The 14,225-nt window shown below is 48.1% G+C and carries 13 protein-coding genes; 10 read left to right on the forward strand and 3 right to left on the reverse strand.

What is annotated here, in order from left to right; translation table 11 throughout:
* Nucleotides 1–87 precede the first annotated feature (87 nt).
* The 8 genes from A1OO_RS18280 (at nucleotide 88) to A1OO_RS18315 (ending at nucleotide 9,088) form a co-directional block, all read left to right on the forward strand.
* Nucleotides 88–1,095, forward strand: coding sequence for a LysR family transcriptional regulator (locus A1OO_RS18280; protein ID WP_241819174.1), 1,008 nt, complete (start codon nucleotides 88–90; stop codon nucleotides 1,093–1,095).
* A 249-nt stretch (nucleotides 1,096–1,344) separates the two neighbouring features.
* Nucleotides 1,345–2,715 (forward strand): glutamine synthetase family protein, encoded by a 1,371-nt coding sequence (locus tag A1OO_RS18285; RefSeq protein WP_016958257.1) that lies wholly within the window; start codon nucleotides 1,345–1,347, stop codon nucleotides 2,713–2,715.
* Between the two features lie 9 nt (nucleotides 2,716–2,724).
* Nucleotides 2,725–4,110, forward strand: coding sequence for an aldehyde dehydrogenase family protein (locus A1OO_RS18290; protein WP_017003995.1), 1,386 nt, complete (start codon nucleotides 2,725–2,727; stop codon nucleotides 4,108–4,110).
* 9 nt (nucleotides 4,111–4,119) lie between these two features.
* Nucleotides 4,120–5,286, forward strand: coding sequence for an iron-containing alcohol dehydrogenase (locus A1OO_RS18295; protein ID WP_017003996.1), 1,167 nt, complete (start codon nucleotides 4,120–4,122; stop codon nucleotides 5,284–5,286).
* Between the two features lie 9 nt (nucleotides 5,287–5,295).
* Nucleotides 5,296–6,009, forward strand: a complete 714-nt coding sequence (locus tag A1OO_RS18300; RefSeq protein WP_017003997.1) for a GMP synthase — start codon at nucleotides 5,296–5,298, stop codon at nucleotides 6,007–6,009.
* 35 nt (nucleotides 6,010–6,044) lie between these two features.
* Nucleotides 6,045–6,632 (forward strand): TRAP transporter small permease subunit, encoded by a 588-nt coding sequence (locus A1OO_RS18305; RefSeq protein ID WP_017003998.1) that lies wholly within the window; start codon nucleotides 6,045–6,047, stop codon nucleotides 6,630–6,632.
* On the forward strand, nucleotides 6,622–7,944 hold the full coding sequence (locus tag A1OO_RS18310; protein ID WP_016958262.1) for a TRAP transporter large permease: 1,323 nt from the start codon (nucleotides 6,622–6,624) through the stop codon (nucleotides 7,942–7,944). Before A1OO_RS18305 ends, A1OO_RS18310 begins: the two co-directional genes overlap by 11 nt.
* Nucleotides 7,945–8,035: 91 nt before the next feature.
* The gene (locus A1OO_RS18315; protein ID WP_016958263.1) at nucleotides 8,036–9,088 is read left to right on the forward strand and encodes a TRAP transporter substrate-binding protein; all 1,053 of its coding nucleotides are present in this window, start codon (nucleotides 8,036–8,038) and stop codon (nucleotides 9,086–9,088) included.
* Nucleotides 9,089–9,498: 410 nt separating this feature from the next.
* Here the strand turns inward: A1OO_RS18315 and A1OO_RS18320 are convergent, their stop codons facing one another.
* On the reverse strand, nucleotides 9,499–9,900 hold the full coding sequence (locus tag A1OO_RS18320) for a hypothetical protein (protein WP_016958265.1): 402 nt from the start codon (nucleotides 9,898–9,900) through the stop codon (nucleotides 9,499–9,501).
* Between the two features lie 201 nt (nucleotides 9,901–10,101).
* On the opposite strand from A1OO_RS18320, the gene A1OO_RS18325 reads away from it, so the two are divergent.
* On the forward strand, nucleotides 10,102–11,097 hold the full coding sequence (locus A1OO_RS18325) for a 2-hydroxyacid dehydrogenase (RefSeq protein ID WP_016958266.1): 996 nt from the start codon (nucleotides 10,102–10,104) through the stop codon (nucleotides 11,095–11,097).
* Between the two features lie 199 nt (nucleotides 11,098–11,296).
* On the opposite strand, the gene A1OO_RS18330 is transcribed toward A1OO_RS18325, so the two are convergent.
* A complete protein-coding gene (locus A1OO_RS18330) occupies nucleotides 11,297–11,767 on the reverse strand; it encodes a DUF2947 domain-containing protein (RefSeq protein ID WP_016958267.1) in 471 nt (156 codons plus the stop codon).
* A 24-nt stretch (nucleotides 11,768–11,791) separates the two neighbouring features.
* Nucleotides 11,792–12,505, reverse strand: a complete 714-nt coding sequence (gene torR, locus A1OO_RS18335) for a two-component system response regulator TorR (RefSeq protein ID WP_026023943.1) — start codon at nucleotides 12,503–12,505, stop codon at nucleotides 11,792–11,794.
* Between the two features lie 412 nt (nucleotides 12,506–12,917).
* On the opposite strand from torR, the gene torC reads away from it, so the two are divergent.
* A complete protein-coding gene (torC, locus tag A1OO_RS18340; protein ID WP_026023944.1) occupies nucleotides 12,918–14,081 on the forward strand; it encodes a pentaheme c-type cytochrome TorC in 1,164 nt (387 codons plus the stop codon).
* Nucleotides 14,082–14,225 lie beyond the last annotated feature (144 nt).

Raw genomic sequence — 14,225 nt, forward strand, 5'->3', positions numbered from 1 at the left:
TTTTCATTTTTGCGATAGCTAACTCACTGAAAAAACACCTCGCTTTCGCCTTGATTGCTACGCTTATATCCAGCAGCACGACAAGGAATGAGTCACGCAGGAGAAGTGAAGATGCAGCCACTGGGATTTGAACTAAAAGCACTGGATGTGTTTGTCACTACGGCAAAAAGCGGCAACATGACGGCAACGGCGTCTCAACTCAACATGTCACAATCGGCGGTATCACAGATATTGGCCAACCTAGAAACCAACCTTGGGGTAAAATTACTTGATCGCAGTGTGCGCCCTATAGAGCTTACTGTCGCGGGTCGTTACTTTTATGATCAGTCCGTGCATCTTTTAGAGCAAGCTTACAAAACGCAGCATGAAGTCACCAAAGGCAGTTTCGACAGCTTACATTTGGTCAGAATCGCCATGGTTGATTCACTCGCGGCGACCGTCGGACAACCGCTGATTGAGGTCATTAAAAAGCACACTGAAAACTGGACCATGATGACGGGTTACTCCCATCTCCACCAGCAAGGGCTACTGAGTCGCAGTATTGATATTATCATTTCTGATGATGTGCTCGAAAAACAAGATAACCTCAGACGTTGCCAAATTCTCAAAGAACCCTTCGTTTTAGTCATACCTCGACAGTTTCACGAAAGATTCCCCGATTTATGTACTTCATTACCCGCCATGAGCAAACATTTAGACATGGTTCGCTATAGCGAACAAAGCCTTATTGGTCAATCGATTGAAACCTACCTACATCAACAGGGGTTAGACGCTCCCGACCGTATGCAACTAGACAATACTTATGCGGTTTTATCCGCCGTAGCGCAAGGTCTTGGTTGGGCGCTCACTACCCCATTGTGTTTGATGCAAGGCGAGCTATTCCGACAGCAAATCACGTGCTTACCATTACCTGAAAAAGACACATTTTTTAGATACCTGACTTTAATCGCGCGTAGAAACGAATTGGGTAATCTTCCAGAAACATTGGCGAATGACAGCTGCAAAATACTTCGCCAGCACTACTTAACCAAAATTCGACAAGATCACCCATGGCTGGATGGGAAAATCCGCATTGGTCGATACTCAACCGTCTAACGCCACGACCTACTATTAGTATTGCTTATAGTGCTGCCTTACTTAACGTGATTGTTGTGGCAGTTTCTTTGCATCCTCTCCTACCTTAATTTCATTAGTCCGTTACCGAACGCCAGACTCTGAAGGTAAAGCCCGTGGTTCTGGCCGCGTCTACTATCGTTGATCAGTAAGCCATAAGTTGGATTCAGTAACGAAACAGCGTTTATCGAGCCGTTCGGCAGCATGATATTGGCAAAAATAGGAGCGGGAATGGAAGCGCGCGAAGTAAAAACAATCGCTGACGCAAAGCACATCGTCGAAGAGAGAAAACTCACTCATGTCAAAGTGGGACTTTTCGATAACGATGGCGTCATGCGCGGTAAGTACATGTCGAAAGAGAAATTCTTCTCATCTTTAGACGGCGGCTTTGCTTTTTGTGATGTGGTTTTAGGCTGGGATGTTAAAGACCAGCTTTATGACAACGTGAAATTCACAGGCTGGCACACAGGCTATCCTGATGCCCCTGCACGGATCTTGCCTGAAACCTGCCGTGAAGTGCTCGATGAAGACGGCATGGTGTTGTTTATCGCAGAATTTTCAGGCGCGGCTGAAGCCGTGTGCCCACGAGCAACCCTCAGACGCGTACTCGATAAAGCCGAAGCAATGGGCTTTGACGCCTACGCTGCGCTCGAATACGAATTCTTTATCTTCGATGAAACGCCTCAGTCAGTGCGTGAGAAAGGTTTCCGAAACCTCAAAACCATCACGCCCGATTGGTTCGGCTATTCAATGATTCGTAATTCAACCTATTCCGGTTTGTATAAAGCCATTCTCGCCATGAGTGAATCCATGGATTTCCCCATTGAAGGCATTCACTCAGAAACAGGCCCTGGCGTGATCGAAGCGGCGCTCGCCTATGACTCCGCACTCAATGCAGCCGACAAAGCGGCGTTGTTCAAAACCTACATGAAGGTGCTCGCGCAGAAAAACGACATGATGGCGACCTTTATGGCGAAGTGGAGTAACGATTACCCCGGTCAAAGCGGTCACATTCACATTTCGCTGCGAGACAAAACCAGTGGGAAAAACGCGTTCTATGCGCCAGATGCTGAACTGAACATGAGTGATATCCAGCGCCACTTTTTGGCAGGACAGCAGCGCCTCATGCCACAGTTTTTGTGCATGATTGCACCTTCGATTAACAGCTATTCACGCATGATCCCCGGCTTTTGGGCACCGACCGATGCAACCTGGGGCGTTGAAAACCGCACCACGTCACTACGTGTTATTCCTGGTTCTGAAAAATCTCAGCGCATTGAATATCGTCTAGGCGCAGCAGACGCGAACCCTTACCTCGCACTCGCTGCAGCGCTGGCCTCCGGTCTGTATGGCATTGAACACAAACTCGAACCTTATGACCGCATCATCGGTAATGCGTATGAAATGACGCATCCACAGGAACTTCAGCTCCCTCGTACGCTTTGGGAAGCAGCGCAGTCATTCAAACACTCAGATGCCGCCAAATCCATGCTAGGAGAAGCCTTTGTTGAACACTTTGCTGCCTCACGAGAATGGGAAGAAAGAGAGTTCCGCAAACACGTGACAGATTGGGAATTAGACCGTTATTTCGAAATTATCTAGGTGCTAAACATGGAACGTTTTCAAACAATCACACCGGTTGATGGCAGTGTATATGTCGAACGCCCTTACGCGAATTCGGCGCAGATCAACGATACTTTAGACAAAGCGCAAACGGCGCAAACGCACTGGCAATCATTACCACTAGAAGCAAGACAAGCCATTTGTCAAAAAGCCGTGGCGTGCTTTGTGGCTAACCAAGATGCGATTGCAGAAGAAGTGAGCTGGATGATGGGACGTCCCATTGCCTACACCAAGGGCGAAGTGGCCGGCTTTGAAGAACGCGCCACACACATGATCAAGATTGCGCCAGAAGCGCTTGCACCGATCATGCTCCCAGAAAAACAAGGGTTTCGTCGCTACATCAAGCGCGTTCCACTTGGCACCGTCTTCGTGATTGCGCCTTGGAATTATCCCTATCTCACCGCGGTGAATGCAATTGTACCTGCGTTGCTAGCGGGCAATACCGTTGTTCTCAAGCATTCTGCACAAACACCACTGTGCGCAGAACGTATGGTCGCCGCGTTTATAGAAGCAGGCATTCCCGAAGGTGTCTTCCAATATTTGCATCTCTCCCACGCAGATACCGAAACCGTTATGCAACAAGAAAGCATTCGACACATTGCATTTACTGGCTCAGTGCCGGGCGGCAAGGTAGTTGAGCGTGCGGTTGCCGGTCGATTTATCAGTACTGGCCTAGAGTTGGGTGGCAAAGACCCTGCATATATTCGTCACGACGCCGATATCAAAAATGCGGTAGACACCGTGATTGATGGCGCTTTCTTTAATTCAGGCCAATCATGCTGTGGCATGGAGCGCTTGTACGTTCATGAAAGTGTTTATGACGATGTCGTCAGCCAATCCATTGATCTGGTCAAACAATACCAACTTGGTCGTCCCGATGACCCGAAAACCAACTTAGGTCCACTCGTCAGAACAGCATCCGCAGATTTTGTGCGCGGACAAACAGCCGAAGCCATTGCCCAAGGCGCGAAAGGACTGATTGATGCAGCCGACTTCCCTGCTGACCAATTGGGTACGCCCTATCTTGCGCCTCAGTTGTTAATCAACGTTGATCATTCCATGCGTGTCATGACTGAAGAAACCTTCGGCCCCGTGCTTGGTATACAGAAAGTTAAAACCGACGACGAAGCAATTCGCTTAATGAATGACAGTGAATTTGGCTTAACGGCGGCAATTTTTACCCAAGACGAAGCGCAAGGCGAGCAATGGGCAGATCGCGTTGATGCTGGCACCGTATTTTTAAATCGCTGTGATTACCTTGACCCCGCATTGGCTTGGGTTGGCGTAAAAAACAGCGGACGTGGCTGCACACTCTCGCAAATAGGCTTCGAGCAACTGACTCGGCCAAAATCTTTTCACTTCAAGCGCGTTTAGGAGCAAACCATGAGCATTTCATCTTGGAATTACCCAACCGCCATGGTGGTTGGTGAAGGCGCGTTAGAAAATCTGCCGGACGCCTGTCAGAAGGCGGGAATGCGCAGACCACTGCTGGTCACCGATCCCGGTATTGCCGCTCTACCCATGACAAAACAAGTGATGACGCTTTGTCAGCAATCAGGCTTTGAGGCCACATTGTTTAGCGACATTCAAGGCAACCCAACCGGCCAAAATGTTGAAGATGGAAATCGCGCATTCATTGCAGGAAATCATGACGGCGTGATCGCCTTTGGTGGTGGTTCCGCACTCGATTGCGCTAAAGCTATTGCGCTGTCTGCGCAGCAATCACGCTCATTGTGGGATTTTGAAGACGTGGGCGATAACTGGATGCTCGCTAACGAAGAAAGAATTGCGCCAGTGGTCGCAATTCCTACCACTGCAGGCACTGGCTCAGAAGTCGGCCGCGCGTCCGTAATCACCAATGAGCAGGAGAAGAGAAAAATCATCATTTTCCATCCCGCCATGGTGCCACAACAGGTGATTCTGGATCCAACACTGACGGTTGGTTTGCCTGCACATATTACTGCAGCTACTGGAATGGACGCCCTCTCTCACAATCTTGAAGGCTTGTGCTCGCCGTTCTATCACCCAATGGCAGAAGGGATTGCGATTGAAGGCATTCGCTTGGTCAAAAACTTTTTGCCGATAGCCGTCGAAAATGGCGCAGATATAGAAGCCCGTACCCAAATGTTAGTGGCATCAAGCATGGGAGCGACGGCCTTTCAAAAAGGTCTGGGTGCGATGCACGCCATCGCCCACAGCCTTGGCGCGCTATATAACAGTCACCATGGTTTGCTGAACGCCATTTTGATGCCATATGTACTCAATGCCAACCGCGAACAAATCGAAGAAAAAATGACACGACTGGCTCGCTACCTTGATCTCGACATACAAGAATCCGGCACAGACACTGTGCTGAATTGGGTACTGGCATTGAGAAAATCTGTGGGTATTCCTCACACATTGGCAGAGATTGGCCTCTCAGATGAAGACGCCGAGTTGGTCGGAAGCATGGCATTGCATGATCCTTCAGCGGGCGGCAACCCCATTTCATTTACCGCCACGCAATACAGCCAGTTGTTCTCAGATGCTGTGAACGGAAATGGCGTATAGCGAGGATTTATGCAGGTTGGCATTTTACTCTGTGACGATGTAAAGGCTGAACTTCAGCCAGTACATAACAATTATCCCGATATGTTTGCCGCCATTTTGCTGCGTGCGGACCCGAGTTTATCGCTGCAATTTTATCGCGTCATCGATGGAAATTATCCGAAAAACATTGATGACTGCGATGGCTACATTATTTCCGGCAGTCGCTATAGCGTTTATGACGACTTACCGTGGATCAAAACCTTTGAGGCCTTTGTTCGCACCCTTTTTACGCAAGGAAAGCCAACGGTGGGCATTTGTTTTGGTCATCAAATGATGGCCAGAGCATTGGGCGGCGAAGTCGCACGTTCTGAACGGGGTTGGGGCGTCGGTATTGCCACCAGTCAACTCAATACAAAACAAGATTGGATTGATTCAGACGGCAACGATTTTTCCTTGGTGGTCAGCCATCAAGACCAGGTCGTCACTCTGCCAGACAAAGGTAAAAACCTAGCAGGAAGTGAATTTTGTCCCATCGGTATGTTCACCGTGGACAACCACTTTCTTGCCATTCAAGGACACCCTGAATTCAGCCGTGCCTACTCCTTCGATTTAATGGAAGCAAGGCGCGATCGCATTCCCGAAGCTGTCATCGATAACGGTCAAGCATCACTGACCCAAACGTCGGACAGCGAAAACGTCACCCGATGGCTATTGAATTTTTTGCATCAAGCAGCAAAAAACTAACCCAGTAGCGAGTGATAATCATAAGGACATGATTCATGGACTCTACCCGCGAAGAAGCCGATGACACACTGGCGTACCTTCCCTCACCATTGGCGGCTTATGTGAGATTTGTAGAATCGATTAACTACTATGTCGGTCGATTCGCCATGTATCTCATTTTTCTGATGCTCGGCATTCTCGTGTATTCGTCTGTCACCAAAACCTTCTTTTTCCCATCTCTGTGGACACTCGAAATGGCACAGTTTGTCATGGTGGCTTACTACATGCTGGGTGGCCCTTACTCCATGCAGCTCAATAGCCATGTTCGTATGGATTTACTCTATGGAAGCTGGTCGCCTCGCACTAAAACCTTGGTGGATTGTGTCACCGTGTTTTTCCTTCTCTTCTATCTTGGCGTATTACTCTACGGGGGCATTTCCAGCACCTCGTATGCGTTGGAATATAGCGAACGCAGCTACTCTGCATGGCGTCCTTATATGTCCCCCATCAAAATCACTATGTGCGTGAGTATCTTCCTTATGATCTTGCAGGCCACCGCCGTCATGCTCAAAGACATCGCCAAACTGCGCGCCCCTCTCGATCCGCCCGTAGATCCGCAGAAGGAGACGCGCAATGAGCTATGAATTAATCGCACTGCTGATGTTTTCTTCCATGATGCTGATGCTGCTAACAGGTCAACGCGTGTTTGCCGCCATCGGCTCTGTCGCGGTAATCGCCGCATTATTTCTGTGGGGAGATGGCGGGTCTGAAATCGCTTTTGGCGCCGCAATGAAACTGATGAAGTGGTATCCGCTGCTCACATTGCCGCTATTTATCTATATGGGCTACATGCTGTCCGAGTCTGGTATCGCAGAAGATTTGTACAAAATGTTCCATGTTTGGATGGGCCCCATCCATGGTGGGCTAGCTATCGGCACCATTTTGTTGATGGTCGCCATTTCCGCCATGAATGGCCTAAGTGTGGCGGGCATGGCCATCGGTGCCAGTATCGCCCTTCCCGAGCTGCTTCGGCGAGGCTATGACAAGATCATGGTCACAGGGGTTATTCAAGCTGGTAGCTCTCTTGGGATACTCGTTCCCCCAAGCGTGGTACTCGTGCTATATGGCATGATCGCGCGACAACCTGTTGGGCAGCTTTGGCTGGCAGGCGTGTTCCCAGGTTTACTCATGGCCGCCATGTTCGTGTTGTACATCGTTATCCGCTGCAAGCTTCAACCCCAACTTGGTCCTGCGCTTTCAGAAGAAGAACGCAATGTACCCATGGCAGAGAAACTTAAATTACTGCGCGCAGGTGTGTTGCCGCTGGCTATTTTCTTCTCCATGACTGGCCTCTTTCTCATGGGCGTCACCAGCTTGGTGGAAAGCTCTGCGGTTGGTGCGTTATCGGCGACGGTCGCGGCCATTATCAAGCGTCGCATGACGAAAGAAGTGATAGAAAATACCCTGCGCAAAACCCTCGCCATTAGCTGCATGTTCATGTGGATTATTCTCGCCGCGCTGTGTTTTGGTGCCGTGTTTGATGGCCTTGGTGCAGTCAAAGCAATAGAAGGTTTGTTCGTTGAGAGACTGGGTTTAACGCCTTGGGAAATTCTTATCTTGATGCAACTTTCTTATCTCATCATGGGTACATTCCTTGATGACACCGCCATGCTGGTGATTGTCGCGCCGCTATACGTGCCTCTGGTGAAACTACTCGGCTTCGATTTGATTTGGTATGGCGTGCTTTACACCATCACTTGTCAGATTGCCTACATGACGCCGCCATTTGGCTACAACCTCTTCCTGATGCGAGCAATGGCGCCTCCAGAGGTGTCGCTCACTGATATTTATCGCTCCATCATTCCCTTTGTCATCATCATGATGTGCGCGTTAGCCATTGTGATGATTTTCCCTCAGGTCGCATTGTGGCTTCCTGAATGGCATTACAGCCGATAATTGAAACCAGTTCTAAACTCAAAAGTGAGACAAGCAAGAATGTAAGACCTAAAAACGCAACATCTAACTTAGACGTGAAAAGGACACCGCTATGAGCAATAGACGCGATTTTTTGAAGAAAGCAGGGATAGTTAGTGCGGGCAGTGCAACGGCAATATTGGGCGCACCTGCCGTAGTTTCCGCCAAAGAACCTATTCGTTGGCGTTTGCAAACCTATGCTGGGCCAGCACTAGCAGAACACGTAATCAAACCCGCTGTTGATGCCTTTAACCTTGCAGCCAATGGCGAGATGGTGATCGAGTTGTATTTCGCCGACCAGCTTGTCCCAACGGGTGAGTTGTTCCGCGCAATGCAAAGAGGAACCATCGACGCTGTACAAAGTGACGATGACTCAATCGCTGCACCCGTGGACATTGCCGTGTTTGGTGGGTATTTCCCCTTCGCAACAAGATACAGCCTCGATGTGCCTGTGCTTTTTGAAGAGTACGGTTTAAAGGAGATCTGGAAAGAAGCTTATGACGAAGTGAAAGGTGTCACGTGGCTAAGTGCCGGCTCTTGGGACCCCTGCCACTTTGCCACTGTTGAACCCATTAACAGTCTGGCGGATTTGAAAGGTAAACGTATTTTCACCTTCCCAACCGCAGGCCGATTCCTGTCACGCTTCGGTGTTATTCCCGTCACTCTGCCATGGGAAGACGTAGAAGTTGCCGTACAAACAGGCGAACTGGACGGCATTGCATGGTCAGGCATTACAGAAGATTACACCGTCGGCTGGGCAGATGTGACTAACTACTTCTTAACCAACAATATTTCTGGGGCATGGTGCGGCTCGTTCTTTGCCAACTCGGAGCGTTGGGACGCCCTGCCAGAACACCTGAAAGTATTATTCAATATGATGATGGATACATCCCACTACTATCGTCAGCATTGGTACTGGGGCGGCGAAGCCAAGCTTAGAACCCAAGGCACTAAAATGCAGCTAACCACCATTCCAGATGAAGAGTGGCGCCAAGTGGAAGTTGAAGCTTACAAGTTCTGGGACGAAGTTGCAGAAACCAGCCCACGTAACAAACGCGTGGTCGAGATCTTCAAAGAGTATGCGGGTGTGATGGAAAAAGCAGGTAAGCCCTATCGCAATTCGTAATCGGATAATCTGAGCAAAAAAGCGGCTGATCATTGCCGCTTTTTCTTTGGCTTCAGCTTCGGAAAATCACAAACGGCAGAAATGAAAAAAACCAGCGTCAATAGGCCAATACCGACACTGGTTTTCCTCGTGTTTTTACTGGCGGATTTAGAGTTCCGCCCTCTCATTTATTTCCTTCAGTTTATACAACCAAACCAGAAAGAAATGAAAGTCGTTGTGGTTGAAAATCAGTCTATAAGTGGCGGCCAGCATTACTGACTGATTTTGAACGCAGGACTAATTTAGTACTTGATGAATAAGAAAACTGTGAGGTAATTAATAAAGTTCCTTTATCTATTAGTGAGATGCATTAAAAATGCGATCCACATTAAAGGGTGGAAACAAGATCACAGATAAATGAGATCTTGGTATCAGCCCGATGTCACAAAATTGGTCGCGCATTCGGCTTGCCCAAGTACATAAACGCGCTTTTCACGAATATATCGTCGCGTTTCATTCCAGTTTTGAATAACAACAGCACGATCCTCGCCACGCCCTACCGAGTTAAACAAATAACGGTCGACAGTATGGTTGAAAGCTTCTAAATCCATTTTTTCTTGATACACCACACCCATGAACTCAAATGCCCGCGCTTTTTCTTTCGAACTGCCCACCACGGTAAATCGCTGCAACGTATCGAGTGCCGTTTCGTATTGGCAGTCAACAATTTGTTGCTCTGTCGATAACAACTTTCCGTGCACGCCATATGTTGGCACGTAAGAGCAACCACTCAACACCAACAATATCGTTACGACCCCAAGTACCCTCTTCATGCTAAGTCCCTTTTCTTATTCGTTTTTAGCCTGTGGCAATGTCAAAAACAATTGCAAGTTTCACGCCAAAAGGCAATTTAAATGTGAAAGACAAACTGGGCACTAATTGAGTGAAATCCCATTATCGGGCATTGAACGAATGTCGCGAGTCAGCCATGGTTTTTAAATAGCACATCACAATAGCAAAGAGAGAGTCCAACCATGAGGGTGGCCGTTTTTAGCACCAAATCTTACGACAAGCAGTCTTTCGACACATGGAACGAAAACTTCCATCACGAGATCAGTTATTTTGATTTCAGGTTGACCACTCAAACAGCACAACTTCTCGCGGGGTTTGAGGCCATTTGCGCATTCGTCAACGACGACTTAAACGCGGAGATATTGGAGGAACTGGTTAAACATGGCGTGAAAGTGATTGCGATGCGGTGTGCAGGTTTTGATAAAGTCGACCTTACAGCAGCTAAAGCGCTCGGCTTACAAGTTGTCCGTGTACCCGCGTATTCCCCAGAATCTATCGCCGAGCATACGGTGGGGCTGATGTTAAGCCTTAATCGGCATATTCATCGCGCCTATCAACGCACACGTGATGCTAACTTTAACCTTGAAGGGCTCACTGGCTTCAACTTTCACAACCGTACCGTTGGCGTAATAGGCACAGGAAAAATCGGCATAGCGACATTGCGCATTCTCAGAGGACTGGGCATGAAACTCTTGGTTCATGATCCCTTTGAAAACCCAAAAGCTATCGCTCTGGGTGCAGAATACGTGTCATTGGATGAACTCTATAACGCAGCAGATGTGATTACCTTGCACTGCCCGTTAACCGATGAAAACTATCACATGCTTGACCAGGCCGCGTTTGAAAGAATGCGCGATGGTGTGATGATCATTAACACAAGCCGCGGGGGGTTATTGAACTCTAAAGACGCCATTGACGCATTGAAAAGCCGAAGAATTGGTTTTCTAGGCATAGATGTGTACGAAAATGAACAGGATCTGTTTTTTGAAGACAAGTCGAATGACGTGATTCAGGATGATATCTTTCGGCGTCTCTCTGCCTGCCACAATGTGCTTTTTACGGGACATCAAGCTTTTTTAACGGAAGAGGCCTTGGGTAATATTGCAGAAACCACGTTGTCGAACTTGGCGTATTTCGAGCGCGGCGAACTATCTGGGAATGAAATTATTACGCTTTAAACCGCTTCCCTGACCACTCTATTTGTCGCTCACCAAGATGCTAAGCACAAAAAAAGCAGAAGCCTCGTTGCTTCTGCTTTTTTCTGTTTAGCGCTATGCACTTCTAAGCACCGCTATTCATCTACATTCACCTGTGTTTTCTGTCACAGTAACAACAGTCGACATAGACAATGTGTAAATGGGAAAAGCTGACTAGCAACTAAGGTCTGTTACCAAGTTTCACAATGCCATTTTGTTCAAACATCGCCACTTGTTTATTCTTACGTCCAATCAACAAGGGTTTGTCATCGTAGAACAGGAAGTTCTTCCAATATTTCTTAAACACACTCCAGCGCGTTTCGATGACGTTATTTTTTTCATAGCAAAAATAAACCACCACATTGTCTTCCCAAGGGAAATGCGCAAGAAACTCTTCAGGGAGTTCCGCTTCATCTTCCCATGGTGCCTGCCAGTTCACGCTGCTTTCCCACACACTTTGTGTCGCCGCCCAATCGCCTTTGCCAAAATGATCGGGGGTTGGGCTCTCGGTGCTCACGAAATCTCGCCACAGTTGCGCGCCACGCGCTTCCGTCATCGGTTTAATTTCCGCGTAGTCTTCTTCCGCAACAGGCATCGACTGATGAGTGAAAATCCACTTACGTTTGTATTCTTCAAAGGGAATGTAATTCATAGCTCTCTCGGATCGCAGAGACGTTTATCGCCCTGCGAACATGTAACCTTCACCATGCACAGTAATAAACAACTGTGGTTTCTTGGGTTCTGCTTCTATTTTGTTTCTTAGACGCCGAACCAGCACATCAACGGTTCTGTCGTTCGGCGCATCAACGCGATGGCTAATAAGGTTCAAAATACGCTCGCGGCTCAATACCCGATTTGGGTTAGCAGTAAACGCCACCAGCATTTCATATTCGGCCTTGGTTAACTTGACCGTATCGTCTTCTCTGCTGAGAGCACGGCGTTCAATGTCGAAGGTCCAACCGCTGAAGTTAACGATTTTATCATTTTCTGGCGGCAAACTCTCGACAAGCATTGCAGTATTGCTGCGAGATATACGCCAAAGCAAATTCCTCACCCGTACCAATAGCTCTCTGAGCTCTAACGGTTTGGTGCAGTAGTCATCCGCGCCCATTTCTAGGCCGACGATACGATCGATGCTATCGGTGCGCGCAGTGATCAAAATAATGCCCACATCGGATTTACTACGAAGATCTCGCGTTAACATCAATCCGTCTTCACCCGGCAAGTTGATGTCCAAAAGGACAAGGTCAACGTGCCGTTCATTCATAATCTTATGCATTTCCTTGCCGTCAGCGGCCTGACTGACACTATATCCTTGTTTTTCGAAGTATCCCCCCACCATAGTGCGGGTAACCACTTCGTCATCTACGACCAGTATGTGATAACTCAATGCAGCCCTGTTCACAAATCGTCATGAAGGCGGGCACTGTACCAGCAAAGGTAACCCTAAAATTGATTTATCTCATGGTTGTTGCATATTTTTCAGATCGCAATCAGCACAGGATTAATAGTCGGTGATTAATTTTTTGCGAGTTACCCACCATATTCTGCATATTTAGCGGATTTAGAAGCACATAACACTCGCATCACTACACTTTTCAGCCACCTGTACACATCCTTTCATAATACGAACAAACCCGTTCATTTTGGTGCGTAACCATATTCACATCCAATCGTTACTATGCGCCACTCGAAATAACGCATCAAAACACGTAGATAAAGTGCGCAGGCTGGGTTTCCGAACACGTTTCAGGGAATGGCCCATCACTAACTACAAGAACATTATGGGTGTATCCATTTTTATGAAAAAGCTATTGCAAAAGCTGATGAAGCCGAGTCGCAAGTATCCAATCATTGCGCTGGTTCTGGTCGGTGCCGTCATTGCGGTCGCAGGTGTGGTCACGATGAACAAAACCTTTGAGGTGTTCTCTACCACGGAGTTTTGTACGTCATGTCACACCATGCAGCAGAACTACGAAGAATATAAACAATCTGTCCATTTCAGCAATGCGAAAGGTATTCGCGCTGAGTGTGTTGACTGCCACCAGCCAAAAGATTTCGCCGGCAAAGTCATGCGTAAAATGGGCGCAGTGACAGACCTATATCACCACTTTATCACTGGCAAAATCGATACCCCTGAACAGTTTGAGGAACATCGCCTTGAACTCGCCCAGAAAGTCTGGGATCGCATGGCTGACGAGAACTACAAAACCTGTACGACTTGTCACTCTTACGACGCAATGGATCACAGCAAGCAATCGGTTAAAGCGATGCAAGAGATGATCCCTGCTGCAAAAGAAAACATGGCGTGTGTTGAGTGTCACAAGGGTATTGCCCATGAACTGCCAAACATGGCAGGCGGTTTCCGTAAGACATTCGAAACACTTGCAGCCTCTGCTATTGCCCCTGCTGGTGCGACGAAGCTTTACTCGCTGGAAGAGAAGAGCCTGTTCGCCACCGCCGATGCCAATGGCAAAGTGGAAGGTCAACTGCTGCCGGCTTCTGAAGTTGATGTCGTTGGCGAAGAAGGCGACATGCTGAAAGTGCGCATTCAAGGTTGGATCGAAACCAACGGTAAAGGCCGCGTCATGACCGAGTACATGGGTAAACGTGTATTCAAAGCGACCATTCGTGGTGACGTGAAAACGACTGAAACCGTGATTTCAGAAGAAGTTGATGCAGCAACCAATATTGCTTGGAAGCAAGTTGCGGTGAATGCCTACATCACCAAAGACGGCATGTTAGAGAGCATTGATCCGGTTTGGGACTATGCATCTGAAATGTACTCCTCTTCTTGTAACTCTTGCCACGCAGCACCAGCACCAGGCCACTTCACAGCGAATGGCTGGATTTCGAGCCTGAAAGCGATGAGCGCGTATTACCGCTTGAGCAAAACCGAAGAGCGTACTCTGCTGAAATATCTGCAGAACCACGGTAGCGACACCGGCGGTGCTGGCGCGCACTAATCGGTAAGGACTGTCCGCGAACAAGTCCGTAATCAAGAACAAATAATGGACAGGTGTTTTGACACCTGTCCAACCAACTTTTAAAGAATAAGGATTCCTATTGGCAGTCAACAATTTGTTGCTCTGTCGATAACAACTTTCCGT

The organism is Enterovibrio norvegicus FF-33, from assembly GCF_000286835.2.
GTDB lineage: Bacteria > Pseudomonadota > Gammaproteobacteria > Enterobacterales > Vibrionaceae > Enterovibrio > Enterovibrio norvegicus_A.

What these genes read in the sequence shown, in the direction of transcription:
- A1OO_RS18290 (WP_017003995.1), top strand. Translation starts at nt 2,725, where the DNA reads ATGGAACGTTTTCAAACAATCACACCGGTTGATGGCAGTGTATATGTC.
- A1OO_RS18320 (WP_016958265.1), bottom strand. Translation starts at nt 9,900, where the DNA reads ATGAAGAGGGTACTTGGGGTCGTAACGATATTGTTGGTGTTGAGTGGT.
- A1OO_RS18305 (WP_017003998.1), top strand. Translation starts at nt 6,045, where the DNA reads ATGGACTCTACCCGCGAAGAAGCCGATGACACACTGGCGTACCTTCCC.
- A1OO_RS18315 (WP_016958263.1), top strand. Translation starts at nt 8,036, where the DNA reads ATGAGCAATAGACGCGATTTTTTGAAGAAAGCAGGGATAGTTAGTGCG.
- A1OO_RS18285 (WP_016958257.1), top strand. Translation starts at nt 1,345, where the DNA reads ATGGAAGCGCGCGAAGTAAAAACAATCGCTGACGCAAAGCACATCGTC.
- A1OO_RS18280 (WP_241819174.1), top strand. Translation starts at nt 88, where the DNA reads ATGAGTCACGCAGGAGAAGTGAAGATGCAGCCACTGGGATTTGAACTA.
- A1OO_RS18330 (WP_016958267.1), bottom strand. Translation starts at nt 11,767, where the DNA reads ATGAATTACATTCCCTTTGAAGAATACAAACGTAAGTGGATTTTCACT.
- A1OO_RS18295 (WP_017003996.1), top strand. Translation starts at nt 4,120, where the DNA reads ATGAGCATTTCATCTTGGAATTACCCAACCGCCATGGTGGTTGGTGAA.
- torC (WP_026023944.1), top strand. Translation starts at nt 12,918, where the DNA reads ATGAAAAAGCTATTGCAAAAGCTGATGAAGCCGAGTCGCAAGTATCCA.
- A1OO_RS18325 (WP_016958266.1), top strand. Translation starts at nt 10,102, where the DNA reads ATGAGGGTGGCCGTTTTTAGCACCAAATCTTACGACAAGCAGTCTTTC.
- A1OO_RS18310 (WP_016958262.1), top strand. Translation starts at nt 6,622, where the DNA reads ATGAGCTATGAATTAATCGCACTGCTGATGTTTTCTTCCATGATGCTG.
- A1OO_RS18300 (WP_017003997.1), top strand. Translation starts at nt 5,296, where the DNA reads ATGCAGGTTGGCATTTTACTCTGTGACGATGTAAAGGCTGAACTTCAG.